The organism is Intestinibacillus sp. NTUH-41-i26 (assembly GCF_032769475.1).
GTDB lineage: Bacteria > Bacillota > Clostridia > Oscillospirales > Butyricicoccaceae > Agathobaculum > Agathobaculum ammoniilyticum.
In genome coordinates this window covers 2100673-2117564 of the sequence record NZ_CP136477.1, presented here as the reverse complement: position 1 = coordinate 2117564, position 16892 = coordinate 2100673, and the positions used below count along the sequence as shown (strand labels likewise).

17 protein-coding genes are annotated in these 16892 nt (G+C 50.2%); 16 read left to right on the top strand and 1 reads right to left on the bottom strand.

Annotated elements, in window-relative coordinates; all coding sequences use genetic code 11:
* The first annotated feature begins 47 nt into the window (after window positions 1-47).
* The 12 genes from RX717_RS10870 to RX717_RS10815 all read left to right on the top strand — a co-directional run bounded on the left by RX717_RS10870 (window position 48) and on the right by RX717_RS10815 (window position 11141).
* On the top strand, window positions 48-2153 hold the full coding sequence (locus RX717_RS10870; RefSeq protein WP_107631893.1) for a chemotaxis protein CheA: 2106 nt from the start codon (window positions 48-50) through the stop codon (window positions 2151-2153).
* A gap of 28 nt (window positions 2154-2181) precedes the next feature.
* Window positions 2182-2673 (top strand): chemotaxis protein CheW, encoded by a 492-nt coding sequence (locus RX717_RS10865; RefSeq protein ID WP_054327124.1) that lies wholly within the window; start codon window positions 2182-2184, stop codon window positions 2671-2673.
* Window positions 2674-2733: 60 nt separating this feature from the next.
* Window positions 2734-3543 carry a CheR family methyltransferase gene (locus tag RX717_RS10860; RefSeq protein ID WP_054327125.1) on the top strand — a complete coding sequence of 270 codons (810 nt, stop codon included), beginning with the start codon at window positions 2734-2736 and terminating at the stop codon, window positions 3541-3543.
* A 25-nt stretch (window positions 3544-3568) separates the two neighbouring features.
* The gene (locus RX717_RS10855; RefSeq protein WP_054327126.1) at window positions 3569-4600 is read left to right on the top strand and encodes a protein-glutamate methylesterase/protein-glutamine glutaminase; all 1032 of its coding nucleotides are present in this window, start codon (window positions 3569-3571) and stop codon (window positions 4598-4600) included.
* Window positions 4601-4730: 130 nt separating this feature from the next.
* Window positions 4731-5021, top strand: a complete 291-nt coding sequence (locus tag RX717_RS10850; protein WP_107631894.1) for a flagellar biosynthesis anti-sigma factor FlgM — start codon at window positions 4731-4733, stop codon at window positions 5019-5021.
* Between the two features lie 5 nt (window positions 5022-5026).
* Complete coding sequence (gene flgN / locus RX717_RS10845) at window positions 5027-5479, top strand: flagellar export chaperone FlgN (protein WP_054327128.1); 453 nt, start codon at window positions 5027-5029, stop codon at window positions 5477-5479.
* Between the two features lie 66 nt (window positions 5480-5545).
* Window positions 5546-7939: a FlgK family flagellar hook-associated protein gene (locus tag RX717_RS10840; protein ID WP_159068198.1), complete on the top strand. Its 2394-nt coding sequence runs from the start codon at window positions 5546-5548 to the stop codon at window positions 7937-7939.
* An 18-nt stretch (window positions 7940-7957) separates the two neighbouring features.
* Complete coding sequence (locus tag RX717_RS10835; RefSeq protein WP_054327130.1) at window positions 7958-8983, top strand: hypothetical protein; 1026 nt, start codon at window positions 7958-7960, stop codon at window positions 8981-8983.
* 41 nt (window positions 8984-9024) lie between these two features.
* Complete coding sequence (locus RX717_RS10830; RefSeq protein ID WP_054327131.1) at window positions 9025-9627, top strand: DUF6470 family protein; 603 nt, start codon at window positions 9025-9027, stop codon at window positions 9625-9627.
* A gap of 14 nt (window positions 9628-9641) precedes the next feature.
* Window positions 9642-10088: a flagellar assembly protein FliW gene (gene fliW / locus RX717_RS10825; RefSeq protein ID WP_107631896.1), complete on the top strand. Its 447-nt coding sequence runs from the start codon at window positions 9642-9644 to the stop codon at window positions 10086-10088.
* A complete protein-coding gene (locus RX717_RS10820; protein ID WP_054327132.1) occupies window positions 10082-10327 on the top strand; it encodes a carbon storage regulator in 246 nt (81 codons plus the stop codon). The genes fliW and RX717_RS10820 overlap by 7 nt, the downstream gene beginning before the upstream one ends.
* Window positions 10328-10337: 10 nt before the next feature.
* Window positions 10338-11141: a tyrosine-type recombinase/integrase gene (locus tag RX717_RS10815; RefSeq protein WP_107631897.1), complete on the top strand. Its 804-nt coding sequence runs from the start codon at window positions 10338-10340 to the stop codon at window positions 11139-11141.
* A 117-nt stretch (window positions 11142-11258) separates the two neighbouring features.
* Here RX717_RS10815 and RX717_RS10810 read toward each other — a convergent pair whose 3' ends face one another.
* A complete protein-coding gene (locus RX717_RS10810; protein ID WP_107631898.1) occupies window positions 11259-12476 on the bottom strand; it encodes a 3D domain-containing protein in 1218 nt (405 codons plus the stop codon).
* Window positions 12477-12763: 287 nt separating this feature from the next.
* Between RX717_RS10810 and RX717_RS10805 the strand changes: the two genes are divergently transcribed.
* From RX717_RS10805 to RX717_RS10790, 4 genes are all read left to right on the top strand, one after another.
* Complete coding sequence (locus RX717_RS10805) at window positions 12764-13633, top strand: helix-turn-helix transcriptional regulator (protein WP_054327135.1); 870 nt, start codon at window positions 12764-12766, stop codon at window positions 13631-13633.
* Between the two features lie 310 nt (window positions 13634-13943).
* Window positions 13944-15005 (top strand): Ldh family oxidoreductase, encoded by a 1062-nt coding sequence (locus RX717_RS10800; RefSeq protein WP_242977946.1) that lies wholly within the window; start codon window positions 13944-13946, stop codon window positions 15003-15005.
* Between the two features lie 18 nt (window positions 15006-15023).
* Window positions 15024-15818, top strand: a complete 795-nt coding sequence (locus RX717_RS10795) for an HpcH/HpaI aldolase family protein (RefSeq protein WP_054327136.1) — start codon at window positions 15024-15026, stop codon at window positions 15816-15818.
* Window positions 15819-15854: 36 nt separating this feature from the next.
* The gene (locus RX717_RS10790; protein ID WP_107631899.1) at window positions 15855-16832 is read left to right on the top strand and encodes a tripartite tricarboxylate transporter substrate binding protein; all 978 of its coding nucleotides are present in this window, start codon (window positions 15855-15857) and stop codon (window positions 16830-16832) included.
* The last annotated feature ends 60 nt before the right edge of the window (window positions 16833-16892 follow it).

Genomic DNA, 16892 nt, shown 5'->3' with positions numbered 1-16892 from the left:
GAATATAACTACTGTTATTGTAATTCGGAAAGGATGGCATGGGATTTATGGCGAACAGTGGCGACAGCGTTCTGGAAATGTATTTGTATGAAACAAATACATTGCTTGAGCAGCTCGATAATATTATGCTTGCCGCAGAGCAGGCGGATACGCTATCACAGGATGATGTAAACGAGATCTTCCGCATTATGCATACGCTGAAAGGCTCGGCGGCAATGATGGAGTATGAGCCTTTGATGACCATTGCACACCGGATTGAGGATCTGTTTTACCTGATTCGGGAAAATACGATGGATATTGTTCCGGAACAGGATCGGCCGAAGCTGTTCGACCTGCTGTTCCGATCGATCGACTATTTTCGTGATGAGATCGGTAAAATCGAAAAGGGGGAACCCCTTTCTACAAATATCGACCGCTTTGTTGAAACAATTAACATGTTTATCGACAAAATTAAAAATGATGGACAGGTTGCTGGGAGCAGTGGGGAAGCACCCTCGGCGGACCAAGCTGCGGCGCAGGGATGCCGCACGGCTACAGTGGAAAACGCGCCGGCCGGCTATCCGTTTGCGCTGCGGGTCTTTCTGGATGAGGGCTGTGGGATGGAGAACCTGCGTGCGTTCATGATCGTAAGTGATGTTCGGGACAGCGGAACGCAGTTCCTTTACCAACCGGAGGATCTGGAAAGCAATACGGCTCGTTCGCCGGAGATTGCGGAAAACGGCTTTACAATGTATTTCGCAGCGGAGAATGAGCGTAAGGCGGCCATCCCGCTTATCTCTGACTTGGGCTTTGTGAAAACCTATCAGGAAATCGACGCAGCTCCCGCGCCCGAGGCGCAGAGGGACGAGAAGCAGGAACCTGCGCCGGAAGCCACCGGACAGACAGAGCCACAAAAAGCCGCGCCTGCGGCGGGGGCCGAAGCAACGTCCGGCAAGGGCAGTGGACACCAGATCAAGCAAAGCCTGATCAGTGTCAATCTGTCCAAGCTGGATCAGCTGATGGCCGTGGTGGGAGAAATCGTAATTACGGAGACAATGGTGACCGCGTCGCCGGACCTGCGCGGGATCGAGGATGCCAAACTGGATAACTTCTATAAATCCGCCCGCCAGCTGCGCAAGCTGACAGATGAGCTGCAGGATATCTCGATGTCGCTGCGCATGGTTCCAGTATCGGGGACGTTCCAGAAAATGCGCCGGATTGTCAGAGACATGGGGCAGAAGCTGGGCCGTAAGGCGCAGCTCAGCATCATCGGGGAGGATACGGAGATCGACAAGACGATCGTAGATGCGATCAGCGACCCTATTATGCATATCGTGCGCAATTCCATGGATCACGGCATCGAGCCGGACGAGCAGATGCGGATTGACGCAGGCAAGAATCCTGTGGGGGAAATTACACTGTCCGCTCAAAATACGGGAAGCGAAGTCATCATTAAAATCGAGGATGACGGGATGGGTGTAGATTGTGATGCTGTGCTGCGTAAAGCGCTCCGGCAGGGGCTTGCCAGCCCTGATGTGGAATACAGCCAGCGCGAGATCATGAACTTCCTGATGATGCCGGGCTTTTCGACCAATCAGGAGGTAACGGAATTCTCCGGCCGCGGCGTTGGTATGGATGTCGTCAAAAAGAATGTAGAAACGGTCGGCGGTGTGGTAACGATGACCAGTGAAAAGGGGAAAGGGAGCTGTACGACTCTCAAAATCCCGCTCACTACCGCGATTATGGACGGTATGGAGGTGCGGGTTGGCGAATCCATCTTTACCATCCCGATCCAGAATATAAGGCAGTCCTTTAAGGTGACGGAGAAGGATATTATTCATGATGCGATGCAAGGTGAGATCATCAACAAAATGGAGGAGTTCTATCCCGTGGTACGCTTGTACAATGTTTACGGAATAGAGCCGCAGTCGACCTCCATCAATGACGGAATCCTTGTATGGGTGGAGAGCAGTGAGAGTTCGTGCTGCCTGTTCGTGGATGAGCTGCTGGGCAAGCAGCAGGTCGTCATCAAGCCGCTTCCGTCGTACCTGAACAATTTTAAAATAAAGGATGCGGGGATCGCTGGCTGCACCATTTTAGGCGACGGCAATATCAGCCTGATTTTGGATGTAACCAATCTAATGGATTTTATCAGCGGCAGCGCAGGATATTGACAGGGATAGCATAAAAGGAGAGAATGCAATGTCTGATGAAAATATGATGTTTGCAACCGAGGAGATGCAGCGGGAGGCATCTGGGTCTGCAGAGGACAGCACGGCAGAAATCGCGACCCGTAAATTCCTGACGTTCCGAACGGATAACCTGCTGTTTGGTGTGGAGGCAGAAAATGTGGTGGAGATTATCACAAACCATGTGATCACACAGGTACCTATGGTGCCAGCCTATGTGCGCGGCATTATCAACCTGCGTGGACAGACAATTCCGCTGATGGATATGCGGCTCCGCCTGTCTGTTGAACCGAGAGACAATGACTGCATCATCGTACTGAACCTGAATGAAATGCCGATCGGCATACTGGTTGATACGGTCTGCCAAATCATTGATATCCCAGTGGATACCATTCTGCCGGTACCGGCGCATAATGCACAGAAATATGTTTCGGGTATGACGACCATGCCGGATGGGACGGGTACCATGCTGGTGCTGGACTGCGAGCTTCTGCTGGCCGAATAAGCAGAGCACTTCTATGACCGTGGATTATGTTAAAACTATTGCTAAGAGGTAGTCGATATTATGCTGCAGCTGTCAGATGCAGATTTTCAGCGGCTGGTAACGTTTATGCGCGACCGCTATGGGATCAATCTTTCACAGAAGCGGCTGCTGATTAACAGCCGCCTGTCCGCGGCCCTGCAGGCAAAAGGGTACACGGATTTTACAAAGTTTGTCGATGAGCTGCTGTCAGGAAAGGATGCGGCGCAGGTTGAGTTTATCCTGAACAAGCTCACGACCAATTATACTTATTTTATGCGCGAAAAGGAACACTTTGCGTTTTTTAACGAGGTGATATTGCCGGATCTCATCAAAAGGAATGAACGGAAAAAGGTGCTGTCCATATGGAGTGCGGGATGTTCGACGGGAGAGGAGCCGTATACCATTTCCATGTGCATCAAGGATTTTCTGGGACCGCAGGCGGGGCTGTGGGATACACGTGTGCTGGCGACGGATATTTCACCGCGTGTTTTGAGCGAGGCGGCGGACCCGTCTTATGAGATGCCGACCGACATCCCGCCGGAATGGAGCCGGCGCTATTTTCGGAAACGGACGGACGGGAGCGGTTTGTACACAGTTACGCCGGAGATCCGGCATAATGTTATCTTCCGTGTGTTCAATCTGATGGAGCCAATTCACTTCCGAATCAAGTTTGACGTTATTTTCTGTCGGAATGTCATGATTTATTTCGATCAGGAAACAAAGGACGCGCTTGTGCAACGCTTCTATCATGCGACCAATCAGGGGGGCTACCTGTTGATTGGCCATTCAGAGAATATCAGCAAAAACAGCCCGTACCGAATGCTCCGCCCAGCGACATTCCGCAGGGAGTGACGGCGGTGAAAGGAGGAACGCTGCAATGCAGAGCATAAAAAAGATACGGGTAATGGTTGTCGACGACTCTATTCTGGCCCGGCGCGTTATACGGGATGGCCTGTCTGCTTATAGCAACATGGAGATAGTCGGGGAGGCGGGGAATGCGGTGGAGGCGCGGGCGAAGCTGCCGCTGCTCCGGCCGGATGTGATGACGCTGGATGTGGAGATGCCGGGTATGAATGGGATTGACTTTGTAAAAAGCCTGCTGCCACAGTATCCGGTCCCAATCATTCTGGTGTCCTCCCTGAACCTGCGCGTATTTGATGCGATGGCGGTCGGAGCGGTTGATTTCGTTCGGAAGCCGGAAACGGTCGGGGCGAACCAGCGTTTTATAGAGGCGCTTGCCAATAAAATTGTTGTGGCTTCCTGTGCGCGGATACGCCGCAGCCGACCGGCTGCGGTGCCGACTGCGGGCCGGTTGCCGCTTACGGCACAGGGCGTAAAAGAGACGGTTATTGCAATTGGAGCATCCACGGGTGGGACCGAAGCAACGCTTGAGGTGCTCAAGCGTCTGCCGGCCGATACGCCGGGGATTGTAGTGGTGCAGCATATGCCGCCGGGCTTTACAAAAATGTATGCCGAACGCTTGGACAAAATATGTGCGATGAAGGTAAAGGAGGCGGAAAACGGGGACGGTATCGAACGCGGCCGAGTATTGATTGCGCCCGGGGATAAACAGATGCGTGTCGTCAGGACAGGGAGCCGCTACACGGTGGCCTGCCAGCTTGGGGAAAAGGTAAGCGGACACTGTCCATCCGTGGATGTGTTGTTCCACTCGGTGGCACAGAGCGTGCGTTGCCGCATGGTAGGTATCATCCTGACCGGCATGGGGCGAGACGGTGCGGATGGACTGCTGGACATGAGGCGGCATGGCGCTTATACGATTGGACAGGACAGGGAATCCAGCGTTGTTTATGGGATGCCTATGGTAGCACATGATATTGGCGCAGTGGTCCAGCAAGCCGCCTGTGAAAATATTGCGAGTATACTGCTTCGCCATCTGAACAATACATAGGAATATACAGGGAAAGAAAAATAAGCGACAGGTTTTTGCAGCCTGCCGCTTATTTTTTTGTGGTAATGACCGATATTTGACTTAGTAAGTAATTCATCGGCTTGCGTGTGCTGAAAAGGAGCTGATCATAATGATGATTCCCAAAACGGGAGGCTTGTCCCCGTTGGCAATACACCGACCGCAACCAGAAGAGACTGAAAGCCAGCCCGTGGGTACTGCGCAATTCGACAGGGTAGAGCTGACCACGTCGCAATATACAGAGGAGCAGCGCTTTGCGCATGAACTCGCGGGACGCATTGCGCAGGAAGTGCGGACGTACCGATGTGAAACTCTTCCGGAGCTGCAGGAGCAGGTTCAGACGGGCGCCTATCAATATGATATTAATGAGCTGGCAGCGCGTATCATGCTGTTTGGAGGATGACAGGGATGGAAGAATTGCTGGGACTGCTGGACCGTCTGACGGTGATTTTAGGCGAGCTGACTGCTGTGCAGAAGGACGTTGCGGCCTCTGTCCATGAGGACGATCTGATACGTCTGGGCGAGTGCATGAAAAAAGAACAGGCGTTGTCGCTCAGCCTGCGCAATATTGACCAGAAGCGGCTCAGGCTACAGCAGCAAATGGGGCTGGAAAAAATAACGCTGTCTGCTTTGCCGGAACAGATAGATTCCATGGAGCTGCGTGAAAAGGTAAAAGATGCGGCAGAGCGGTTGTCCGCACAGTACCGGATCATGCAGAGTGCGGCCGAGGTGGCCCGCTCGGCGCTGGAATGCAGCCTGCATCAGGTGGAAAATATGATTGCAGGGCTTGGGCTTGACCCCGAGCATGTGAAGGATCATACGATAACAACGGGCGGACCGCATACAGATTTTCGAGCATAAAGGAAGAAACGGAGGAAACAGAGAGCAATGGCCACTTTTGGTGAGTTTACTGTGGCGCGTTTGGGTATGATTGCAAGTCAAATGGCGCTGAATGTAACAGGTCAAAACATTTCCAATATCAATACGCCGGGCTATACCCGTCAAAGGCTCGATCAATACAGCTTTATCACAAGCGGATCAGGGCTGTATCATTCTGCAAATTCGGCTTCGGTTGGCTCTGGCGTTATGCTGTCCGGCATCTCCCAGCTGCGCGATCCGTTTTTGGATATTCGGTTCCGGAAGGAGATGTCGAGCGTCGGTTCGGCCAGTGCGATACTCGATGGGCTGGATCAACTGGAGAGCGTTATCAATGATGTAAACAAGAGCGGTATCACAACACAGATTCAGGATCTTCTGGGGAAGCTGAATGACCTGAATGACCATGTGGGTGAGAAAGAATTTGATTCGCTGGTACGCAGTTCGGCAGAAGCGCTTTGTCAGCTGCTTAACACGAGCGCCAAGGATCTGGAAACCGTATTTGAAAATGTATATAACCAATACACGCAAAATGTACAGGAAGCTGACAATATTCTTAAGAAAATACAGGAGCTGAACGAGGAGATACGCCGTTCGGATATTAACGGGGATTCGGCGCTTGAACTGCGCGACCAGCGTAATATGCTGATCGATCAGCTTTCCGAGTACATGAAAATTGATGTAACCTACAGCGAGGAAAACCTTGGAGCAGGCTTTTCTGTCGAAAAACTCACCATCAAAATGGTGGATAATAAGACGAATAAGCCTGGGGCGACGCTGATTGACGGCATCTATCGTGCGGATTTGTCGATTGCTCAAAAAGTGGATGCAGCGGGCAAGCCGGTTGTGGATGCGGATGGCAAACCGGTGCCGGACGATCTGTTGCGGCTTGCGATCAGCGAACTGCATGACTCCGCCTATCAGACGCAGTTGTCCAACACGAATTCCCAGTTCCAGCTTCAAGGGCTGGATTTTGGGAAGAACGCACAGGGTGGACAGCAAACGATCGATATTACCTATAAGGACAAGGATGGGAACAAACATACCGTTTCTGTCGATTTCACGGTGGAAAAGCCGGCGGATGACACGCCGGAAGCAATTGCGAAAGCGCGTGAAAAGACCTTGGCTAATCTGGCGGATGCTTTGAATAAGGATGCCACGCTACAAGGACTGTTCACAGCCAAGGCGACCTCGAACGGGCTTGTCATGACATCGACGGACAAAGGGGCTGATGCTGCCACCGTGACGCAGATGGAGCTGGCAGCCAATAATACCGGCATCACCCTGGGAGATACAAAGTCGATCGCCGCTGTACCAGCTAATACGACGATTGTGGACGAGGGGCACGGATATGGCGCGCTGGAATCCACCCGCCAGATGCTGACTGGCGCGGGTGAGTTCCGCACGGACGGGGGAGACAAGTCCATCCGCGGGATACCGTATTATCAGAAATCCCTGGATGCCTTGGCAAACAAGTTTGCTACCGAAATGAACCGGATCAACACGACCCGTCCAGACGGTACATCTTTCTCAGAGGTTGGCTCAAATGGAGAGGCTGTACAAAAGCAGGCGGGGAATCTGTTCACGGCAGAGGGGGATGATCCGAAAAATCCTGATACCGTGATCACGGCAGGGAATATCTCCATTTCATCGGCGTGGAAAAGCGGGGAGGTGCAGATTATCTCCTCCGTTTCGGGTAATCCGGTGCAGGGTACGATGAACGATAATATCAATCGACTGATCAACGTATTTGAGACAAGCTATACGTTTCGGCCGAGCGATATCATCCGCACGAATGATGCGACTTTCACAACAGGGGAACCAAAGCAGGATAACGCACTTACGCCGGGAACGGAACTGACTGCACATATTACTTATATTGACGGTATGAATCAGGAACACACGGTAAAGGTCAAGTTCCAGTCCGGCGCAACGGCGGAGGATACGCAAAACAACCTGTACGCTGCGCTGCAAAAGGATCAAACGATAAATGGCATATTTGATATGAAGGACAACGGGACGACGATCACATTCGATGATAAGGCCGTTGTACCGGAGGGTTCCCTGTGTAACCTGGTGACCGGTATTGCCTTTACAGATGCGCAGGGGAGCAAAACCGACGCATTTTCCATGGGGGATGGCGCAGTTGCCGGGGCGGCATCAGGGGACTCAATTTACAAGGGCAATCTGGAAGGCTGTTACGCCAATATGGAAGGCGTGCTGGGTGCGCATAAAAGTACGACATATACTATTTATGAAACGTATGCCGCAGCTGCGGATGGAATCAATACCAGCAGGGATAGCGTTTCCGGTGTCGATCTGAATGAGGAGGGCATGAATCTGCTGCAATATCAGAAGTCGTTTGCGGCTGCCTGCCGTCTGATGACAGCGTTGGATGAAGCGATGGACAAAGTGATCAACGGCATGGGCATTGTCGGCCGCTGACAGAGAGGAGTTATAGTGATGTTTCGGGTTACAACAAACGGTACGCTTCGTACCTATCGGGGAAACTTGGCAAAAGCAAGCTGGAATCAGTACTATGCGATGAACACTGTTTTGACGGGACGGCGGTTCAACTCCTTTTCGGAAGATCCGGCGCTGGCGGCGCAGTCGTTTCGTGTGCATGCGGCCTCTGCGCGTAATGAATTTCAGAGAAAGACCAGCGAATCTGCGATTCACAAATTTGAGTCGGCGCAGGCGAGCCTGCAGGAGATCGCAGATCAGTACAATACAGCGCTTGACCAGGCCGAACAAGGCGTGGACGGCTCCAAATCAAGCGCCCGTGAGGAGATTGGAAAAACCCTGCTGAATACTGCGGAAGGCATGGTCAAAACGCTGAACGCCAAATATGGGGATAAGTTTGTGTTTGCCGGCGCAAACGGCGAGGAGGCTCCGTTTGAACTCAAGGATGGGAAGCTGTATTTCCGCGGGATAGACATGGCGACACAGGATCCGGATGAGCTGGCGAAGCTGGAGGAGTGGAGCAAGGAGTCGACCTATGTGGATATAGGCTTGGGCCTGCAACTGGATGAGAATGAACAGGTCATTCCCTCCACCGCATTCAACACGGCGATTTCCGGCGCAGGGCTGCTGGGCTTCGGTACCTATGAGGATGGTTCACCTAAGGATATTATTTCGCTGACAGCGCAGTTGGGGCAGCTTCTGGTGGACTCGGCTGCGGATGGAAGCGATAAGATGAATGAAGCAGATCAGGAAAAGGCAAACGCGCTGTTTGATAAGATGCAGGAGTCTTACTCCGCGTTTAACTCCAACCGGGCTGAGCTGGACACGAAGGCTCAGTTTTTAAAGTCTAATGACACCCGCCTGACCTCTACCGGGGATACGCTCACAGAGCAATATGAGTCGCTTGACAGGGTGGATTTGGCGGATGCGTTGAGTACGTTTGTGTATGCCCAGTACAGCTACAATGCTGCGCTGCGGGTTGGCAACAATGTGCTGTCGCAATCGTTTATTGACTATATGTCTTAAGCATAAGGGTAAGAGTAAGAGCAAAAGAGGTGTACAGCGCTATGGAACGGTTGATAGAGATTAAAAATGTTCCGATTGAGTTGGAAATGAAAGTAAACCATGCGCGGCTGGAATACAAAAGGTCGCAGGTGGATCTGGAGGTTTCCCGCAGCAAGGGAGGTCTGCAGATACGCAGCAAGCCCATCCGGCTGAACTTGGATACGTTTGAAGCGCGTAATTCCATTACACCAACCGCAATGCGCAGTATTGAACAGGCTGCACAAAAAGGGCGTGAGCAGGTTTATGAAACGACCGGCACCTATGCCAAGCACGGAAAGCTTCTGCTTCAGGCAAAAATTGGCCAGCAATTGATCACACAGTTCGCGATGGAATCCCAGCAGGTCAATACGGATGTTGCCATGACATTTCTGCCCAGCACAGGTCCGGATATTTCCTGGGATGCAGGGGAGCTGAACATCCGCTATGAGATGGATAAGCTGAATTTTGACTGGCGCATTGGAAATGGGGATGTGGAGTTTATACCGGGTGATATTGAGTTTACCGTAACGCAGCGTCCGGATGTCATTATCAAATATATTGGCGGGCCGGTCTATGTGCCTCCCTCTGCAGAGCCGGGATACGAGCCGTTGGATGAAACGGTTTAACTAAGGAGACTGGAATGAAAATTGAAACCAAATATTTTGGAACAATACAGGTAGACGAGCAAACACTGCTGTTTTTCCCCAATGGTATCTTTGGTTTTGAACAGGAAAAAAAGTTTGTCCTCCTCCCTTTTGCCAAGGAGGAGGATTTCCTGTTGTGCCTGCAAAGCGTGGAAACGCCGTCGCTTGCCTTTACCGCACTGAACCCTTTTATGCTGCTGCCAACCTATCAGCCCAAACTGGCAAAGTCTGAGCTGCTTCAAATGCAGGTAGAGAAGAGCGAGGATTTGTGCTATTATACGCTTTGCAGGGTTAACAAGCCGGTGTGGAAGAGCACGGTAAACTTGAGATGCCCCATTGTCCTGAACGACCGGACGAGACAGGCCTGTCAGGTGATACTGGATGAATATGATATGCGGTGTCCTCTGGACTCTATAGGACGACAGGGGGGAGCGCAATGCTGATACTGCAGCGGAAACAAGGACAGTCCTTTATGATCGGCCAGGATATTACAATTACTGTTCAGGAGATCGGGGCAGGACGTGTCCGCCTGTCGATCGATGCGCCGCGCAATGTATCGGTTCTGCGGGAGGAATTGGTAGCAGCGCGCAGGGAGAACGCAGCCGCCGCAAGGGAGGAAGTTTCTCCCTTGCAACTATTGCAACTGCTGAAACAGGATAATTCATCTAAGCAGGAGAGGTGAATAAGGGCGGATGGAAAATGGTTACAGGGTGACGGAAAACGAAATAAAATCCTTTCTGGTGGACCTGCAGAAAAGGGGAAGGACACGCTCCACGATTGCGCAATACAGATCCCAGCTTTTGCAGCTGAAAAAATTTTTGGGGGAAGAAGGCCTGCTGAACAATGCCAGGCTGGCAAAGTGGAAAGGGTTTATGCAGGAAAACGGTCTGGCCAATGAAAGCATTAATGCACGGATATCCGCTGCCAACAGCCTGTTGGCATTTGCGGGCCATAGGGAATGGCAGCTGGTACAGTCCCGTCTGCCAAAGGAGAAAGAGGAGGCTGCCCCTGAACTGACAAGACAGGAATATCTGCGCCTGCTTCAGGCGGCAAAGCTGCTGAAACGGAAGCGTAGTTATTATCTGATAAAAGTATTTGGGTGTACAGGTATTAAGACGGGGGATATCCCCTATATTACGGTCGAAAGGCTGCGGCAGGCTGGAAATGAAACAATTGTGCTGGAGAATGGTTCTTCCTTTACGATGCCCGTTGCACTGGTTGGAGAGCTTCTGCAATATGCTGAAGAAACAGGGGTTTGCAATGGCCCTGTTTTCTGTACCCGAAATGGGAAGGCGATAGACCGGCGGATCGTTTGGAGCAGCATGAAAAGTCTGTGCAGTGTTGCGCAGGTGGATGAACGCAAAGTCACGGTTTCCAGTCTGGAGAAAATGTATAGGACGACCTGCATAGGGATAGACGCGATGGTTGCCGTATTACGGGAACAGGCGTATGCAAAGCTTTTGGCTGATGAAGAAAAAATTGTGGGATTGGAGTAGCTTGGCCAGCCGGATAAAATTGGATATGTTGAACAGGCGGGGGCCTCGGATGCAATGGCTTGAAAAACATTGCACCCGAGGCCCCCTGTGATGGCTGGCTGACAGGCAGTAAGAAACTCAGCTTAATATGTATACTTTGGCTGGACGGACGCCAAACTGGTCCGCTTCCTCATCAGTCATGAAGAAGAGATCGATACGATTTTCCTTGATCAGCCCGCCGGTATCCTCGGCGATGCCGGGGCCATACGACCAGGACTGGTCGCCTCCGTCTGAAACGACATATACACGGCTGCCTAATGGGATTACCCGTGGGTCGACTGCAATGGTTCCATACCGCGTGGTCGTGCCGCTGGCAGTGATCAGGCCGCCGTCCTCGATTCGATGATAGGCGGTTGCAGTTACGTCAATGACTGAAGAATACTGAAACGTTGAACCATCTGCGGCTGTTATGGTTTTTGAAGCAGTATCATCTTGGATACCGGCGGGGACGGACCAGACCTGCGACCGTCCCGCAGTAGACAACTGGCTGCCGGAAGCGCTGTCTGCTGCGGTGCTGCCGGCGTCTGCTGTGTCATACCCGTCTTGCTGTACCGGCTCAGCCGGTTCTACGGTAGATCGCTTTTTTGTCCCCTGTTCAATGATGCAGTTAACAGGCGCAAGGACTTCTTCTTCAAAAACCATTTCCTTTTCGAACGGGACGCCGTCATGAAGCGTGATACGGTAAGTGATTTCGGTTTCGCCATTCCTGCCGTATTGCAGTATGTGCTGTGTTCCGTCTACCATATCGGAATTTTGGCGGGTTTCTACTTGGAAAGGGGTTGTTATTGTTTCGACCTCCGAGCGATAGCTTACTTCAGTAATGGAGATTTCCGTATTTTCCACCAACCATCGGTCAAGTCCTGGCACTACAATATCATTCTCGCCCACAGCAATGCCGACCTGCTCCAACAGCTCGCCTACGGTGCAGGCCGTAAAGGGGACGGTCATAGTTTGATCTTTGGTTTTGATCTGGGCACTCAATTCCTGATCCAGCGTGAGGTAAGTGGTATTACCCTCTCTGCGCTGGGCGATCACCTTCAGGTTTTGAAAGTTTGAAATTTTTTGTGCCTCGGCGATCGTGCCGGGATGCAGCCGGACGGTTTCATAACGGTTGCCGTCAGTCAAAATATATGTATGGGAGGAAAGCTTGACCGCCAGGACAATCAAGCTGAGAATGACACAAAGCAGGAGCAACACCAGAGCAGTGAGGATATTGGAATAATGCTTCCCAATATCCTGCAAGGTTTCGCGTGTTTGAGGGGGATGCGCTGACAAAAAAGTTTTCTTTTTTTTCATATATCGTATTCCGCTTTCCAGTTTGATCAAAGTGAGGTAATGTACCTGTAATATTTATCGGACGGTTTAAGGCAAAATAAATATTTTAATGCAATATATATTTGGGGTAGAGAGCCAAGGCAGTAAGGGCGTCCGGTGGCAGAAAGCTTGAGGTCGATAGGGGGATTGTGTGAAAAAGTAAAATCTGCTACAATAAGCTTGCTTTACCAGTGGAAAGTGTGGAGTGCGCGGCGGATGGTCCGGTTGAGGACTGCGGTGGGAAGCAAAAAAGAAGGGGAGGCGGGAGCATGCGGGACATTGAGGTTGTATGGACCTTTATGCTGGATTATATGCGTGGATGGGGGATACGAGAGCATAGCCATGACTTTTACCAGATGTACTATGTAGTTTCAGGGGAAGCGGATATGCTGTTGGACAGGCAGAAAGTCCATTTATATCCCCATCTCTGCGTTGTAATTGAACCGGAGCAGCTGCATGAACTGCCTGTGATCTCAAGCGGGAGGCTGCGGATCATAGATACAAAATTTTATCTCCATAATTCCAATACCATGGATGAGGTGCATTGCCTGCCACGCTGTTTTGAAATTGAGGACAATGAATTTGAAACCGCACTTTTAGGAGCGCGAAACGAGTGGCAGTCCAATGCACGGTACAGTAGAGAAATGGCAAATGCTCTTTTTGAGCAGGCATTCTATATCTATATCCGTAAAAACGGCTCTTTTGTTGAAAGGAATTCCTTTTCACGTGCGATTGACCACATCATAGCCAACCTGACTGGCGTGGAAAAACAAATTGCCGACTATGTTTCCGTGCATTTTGCAGAGGATTTCACACTGGATCAGTTGGCAGAATCCCTGAAATACAATAAAAACTACCTCTGCAAGCTGTTTAAGCAGGCAACGAATTTTACGATTATCCATTATGTGAATTATTTAAGGGTTTGTAGGGCTTATGAGCTGATCTGCTATTCCAGTTATAGCTTGAATGATATTAGCGTATTGTCAGGCTTTTCCAGTGTGCATTATTTCACATCTGTATTTAAAAAAGTAACGGGTAAAACGCCGGGGGAAATGCGCGATTTGGAAAAAGATGCCATGTACACAGCGATACAGCAGCATGGAAAGTTCAGCTATCGTTATTATAAAGAGCCGGAATAGGGAAAGAGAGTACACATGGTTTGCATGGTGTACTCTTTTTTGTTTGCAAGAAAAGCGGATAGGTTTGATAAAAATATACAAAATGGGCGTTTGAATATTTGGCAACAAAAGTTAAGATAGTGAAAAGGAAGTTCAATATTATGCAAAGACAAATTGCCTGTAAACTGTTATATTATTGGCATAAGAGATAACTGTTTCTCAAAAATAAAGAAAAATATAGCAAAAAAGCATAATGAAAGCAATTTGACAGTATCGTGCGATTATCTTTAAAAATGAATATTTTATAAAGGCTAAAGGGAGGGTCTGAAAAGTGGATGATCATATTCGTTTGTGCGATGATAAAAAAATTGTAGCTTTTATTGCAGACTTATATGAAAAAGCCGGCGTAGACAGGGAAACAGCGGAATTGCATGGCGTTGGACTGGTAGAGGCCAGCTTGCGCGGCGTGGATTCACACGGAATTATGCGCACAGCGGCTTATTTTGAACGCTATCGCAAAAAAGCAATTAATGTGAAGCCGGATATTAAGGTGGTAGCCGGAGAAAAGGCATTTGTGGTTATGGATGCCGATAATGCTTCGGGCTTTGTTGCTTCCCGATATGCTATGGAGCATGCAATTATGCTGGCTCGAGAGTACCATATAGCGGCAGTATGCGTGAAAAATAGCAATCATTTTGGCGCCGCAGCTCTGTATGCACAAATGGCGGTGGATGCCGGTATGGTCGGTATGGCGTCAACTAATGTTCGGCCTAATATCACGGCGCCGGGAGCAAAAGGGCGCGTTGTTGGTAATAACCCTTTCGCCATTGGGATCCCCACTTATGACGATTACCCGTTTATGCTGGATATGGCACTTTCTGTTGTTGCGGGTGGGAAACTGAAAATGGCGATACGCAAAGGAGAAAAAATTCCGTTGGGCTGGGCGACGGATGTGGAAGGAAACCCGACAGATGATCCGAAGAAAGGTTTTGATGGTTACTTCCTTCCGGTAGGAGGGTTCAAAGGATTGGGAATCGCTTATGTGATTGATATGCTCTGTGGTGTAATGACTGGCGGTGCATTTTCGGATCATATCAAGAGCATGTACGCAGAGCCAGATGATCCAAGCGGGACCTGTCACATGTTTATTGCGGTAGATTGTGATGCAATTATTGGAAAGGAGGAGTTAAGAGCGCGTATTGCAGAATACCGGCAGTATATACGGTCTATCCCTGTGGTGGGGGATGCGCCGCCGTTGAGTTTTCCGGGAGAGATTGAAGAAAACTGCAAACGAGAACGGCAAAAAAACGGTATCCCGCTGCCGTACAGTATTTACAGAGAGCTGGAGGCATATGCGGAGCGCTATCAAATACCGTTTTCTATTGAAAAATGAAGAAAGGATTTTAGGTCTATGCTGCGTTTAGATGAAACATTTCATAATCCTGTTAAAAAGCTGCTGAAAGAGAAGAAAAAGATCCTTGGCGCATGGTTGCAAATGGCAAGCCCTTATGCGGCAGAAATATTTGCTAAGGCTGGGGTAGATGTTTTAATGATTGATATGGAGCATGCGCCGAATGACCCATTGAGTATGCTGGAACAACTCAGGGCAATGGGGCGCTTCAGCTCAATTCCATTTGCCCGCGCGCCTTGGAACGACTTGGTAACGATTAAGCGCATGCTGGATGTCGGGTTGTATGGCCTGCTCATCCCCTATGTCAACACAAGAGATGAGGCGGAACGAGCGGTTCAGGCATGTAAATATCCTCCGGAAGGGATGCGTGGCATAGCGCCTTCGCCGCGTGCCGGTGGCTTTGGGATGAATTCACAGAACTATCTGGCGCATGCCAACGATGAAATAGTGGTTATGACCGCTGTAGAAACAGGAACGGCAGTCAAGAATCTGGATGAAATCCTGCAGGTGGAAGGACTGGATGGAATATTTATTGGCCCGATGGATTTAGCCACTTCAATGGGGTATTTTTGCAATCCGTCTGCGCCAGAAGTACAGGAAGCAATACATACGATTGAAGAAAAGGTGTTTGCGAGTGGAAAGTTTTTAGCCACTGTTGCAGGAAATTTTGAGGCGGCAAAAAAACTATATGACCGTGGCTACAGTATGGTGGTTGCCTTTGCGGACGGCGGCACTTTGGGACGAGTAGCGCGCGAGCAAGTCGAGCTATTCCGGACTGCTTATCCGGAACGATAATATGGAAAGAGACAAACTAAAAAAGGAGGCAAAAAAATGAAACGGTTATTATCAGCTTTGTTGGTCGGTGCGCTTTGTACGGGTGTATTAAGTGGCTGCGGCTCAAATGAGAAGCCGAGTGCGGGGGATAGCAGCGACTGGCCTTCACGGCCAATCACGGTTATAGTACCATATGGAGCAGGAGGGGATACGGATTTTAATGCGCGTGCCTACCTCGAAGGGCTGGGCAGTGAGTTAGGGACATCGGTTGTAGTCAGTAACGTTACTGGGTCCGGCGGCTCAATTGCAAGTCGTCAGGTAAAGGATTCCGATCCGGATGGATATACGGCGCTTTTTTTCCATACAGCAATGAATGTTAACCAGGCGATTGGCACAGCGGACTTCGGACTGGATGATTTCAAGTTGTCGGCAGTGGTCGGCAAGGGGCCTGGCGAGATTATTGTAGCGCGGAAAGATGCGGGCTACAATAACCTGGAAGAGCTGAAAGAGTACACGCAACAGCATCCGGGTGAGGTAAAGATGGGTATAGAAACCGGTACAATGGTGCATATCAACGGAAAGCAGATGCAGGATGCCGGTATTGATGTATCCTTTGTGGATGCGGGCGGCGCTTCCGATCGTGTTGCAGCGTTGGCGGGTGGACATATCGATTTAATTATCAACGCATATGGCACGGTTAAAGATTATCTGGAAACCGGTGAGTTTGTTGCCTTGGGACAGGTGAACGCAGAGCGCAGCGAGGGCTTTCCGGAAATTCCGACCGCTATAGAGCAAGGATTTGACATTCAACTTGAAAAATATTATTTCTTCGCTTTCCCTAAGGATACTCCGGATGAGATTGTACAGAAATTTGCGGATGCCTGCAAGGTTGTGAGTGAGCAGGAGGACTACGCGACCAGCATTATGGAGGCTTACCGCCAGACGCCGTTTTACGCAGATGCCGAGGAGGGGCGGGCATTGCTCGATTCCACCAAGGAGATTATTGATAAATACGCAGCAGAGTTGCTTTCTTAAAGTGGATGCGGGATAGGGAACGGCAAGTCCGTTTCCTATCCTTGCAGAAATAAGATAAAA

What these genes read in the sequence shown, in the direction of transcription:
- RX717_RS10870 (WP_107631893.1), top strand. Translation starts at nt 48, where the DNA reads ATGGCGAACAGTGGCGACAGCGTTCTGGAAATGTATTTGTATGAAACA.
- RX717_RS10865 (WP_054327124.1), top strand. Translation starts at nt 2,182, where the DNA reads ATGTCTGATGAAAATATGATGTTTGCAACCGAGGAGATGCAGCGGGAG.
- RX717_RS10860 (WP_054327125.1), top strand. Translation starts at nt 2,734, where the DNA reads ATGCTGCAGCTGTCAGATGCAGATTTTCAGCGGCTGGTAACGTTTATG.
- RX717_RS10855 (WP_054327126.1), top strand. Translation starts at nt 3,569, where the DNA reads ATGCAGAGCATAAAAAAGATACGGGTAATGGTTGTCGACGACTCTATT.
- RX717_RS10850 (WP_107631894.1), top strand. Translation starts at nt 4,731, where the DNA reads ATGATGATTCCCAAAACGGGAGGCTTGTCCCCGTTGGCAATACACCGA.
- flgN (WP_054327128.1), top strand. Translation starts at nt 5,027, where the DNA reads ATGGAAGAATTGCTGGGACTGCTGGACCGTCTGACGGTGATTTTAGGC.
- RX717_RS10840 (WP_159068198.1), top strand. Translation starts at nt 5,546, where the DNA reads ATGATTGCAAGTCAAATGGCGCTGAATGTAACAGGTCAAAACATTTCC.
- RX717_RS10835 (WP_054327130.1), top strand. Translation starts at nt 7,958, where the DNA reads ATGTTTCGGGTTACAACAAACGGTACGCTTCGTACCTATCGGGGAAAC.
- RX717_RS10830 (WP_054327131.1), top strand. Translation starts at nt 9,025, where the DNA reads ATGGAACGGTTGATAGAGATTAAAAATGTTCCGATTGAGTTGGAAATG.
- fliW (WP_107631896.1), top strand. Translation starts at nt 9,642, where the DNA reads ATGAAAATTGAAACCAAATATTTTGGAACAATACAGGTAGACGAGCAA.
- RX717_RS10820 (WP_054327132.1), top strand. Translation starts at nt 10,082, where the DNA reads ATGCTGATACTGCAGCGGAAACAAGGACAGTCCTTTATGATCGGCCAG.
- RX717_RS10815 (WP_107631897.1), top strand. Translation starts at nt 10,338, where the DNA reads ATGGAAAATGGTTACAGGGTGACGGAAAACGAAATAAAATCCTTTCTG.
- RX717_RS10810 (WP_107631898.1), bottom strand. Translation starts at nt 12,476, where the DNA reads ATGAAAAAAAAGAAAACTTTTTTGTCAGCGCATCCCCCTCAAACACGC.
- RX717_RS10805 (WP_054327135.1), top strand. Translation starts at nt 12,764, where the DNA reads ATGCGGGACATTGAGGTTGTATGGACCTTTATGCTGGATTATATGCGT.
- RX717_RS10795 (WP_054327136.1), top strand. Translation starts at nt 15,024, where the DNA reads ATGCTGCGTTTAGATGAAACATTTCATAATCCTGTTAAAAAGCTGCTG.
- RX717_RS10790 (WP_107631899.1), top strand. Translation starts at nt 15,855, where the DNA reads ATGAAACGGTTATTATCAGCTTTGTTGGTCGGTGCGCTTTGTACGGGT.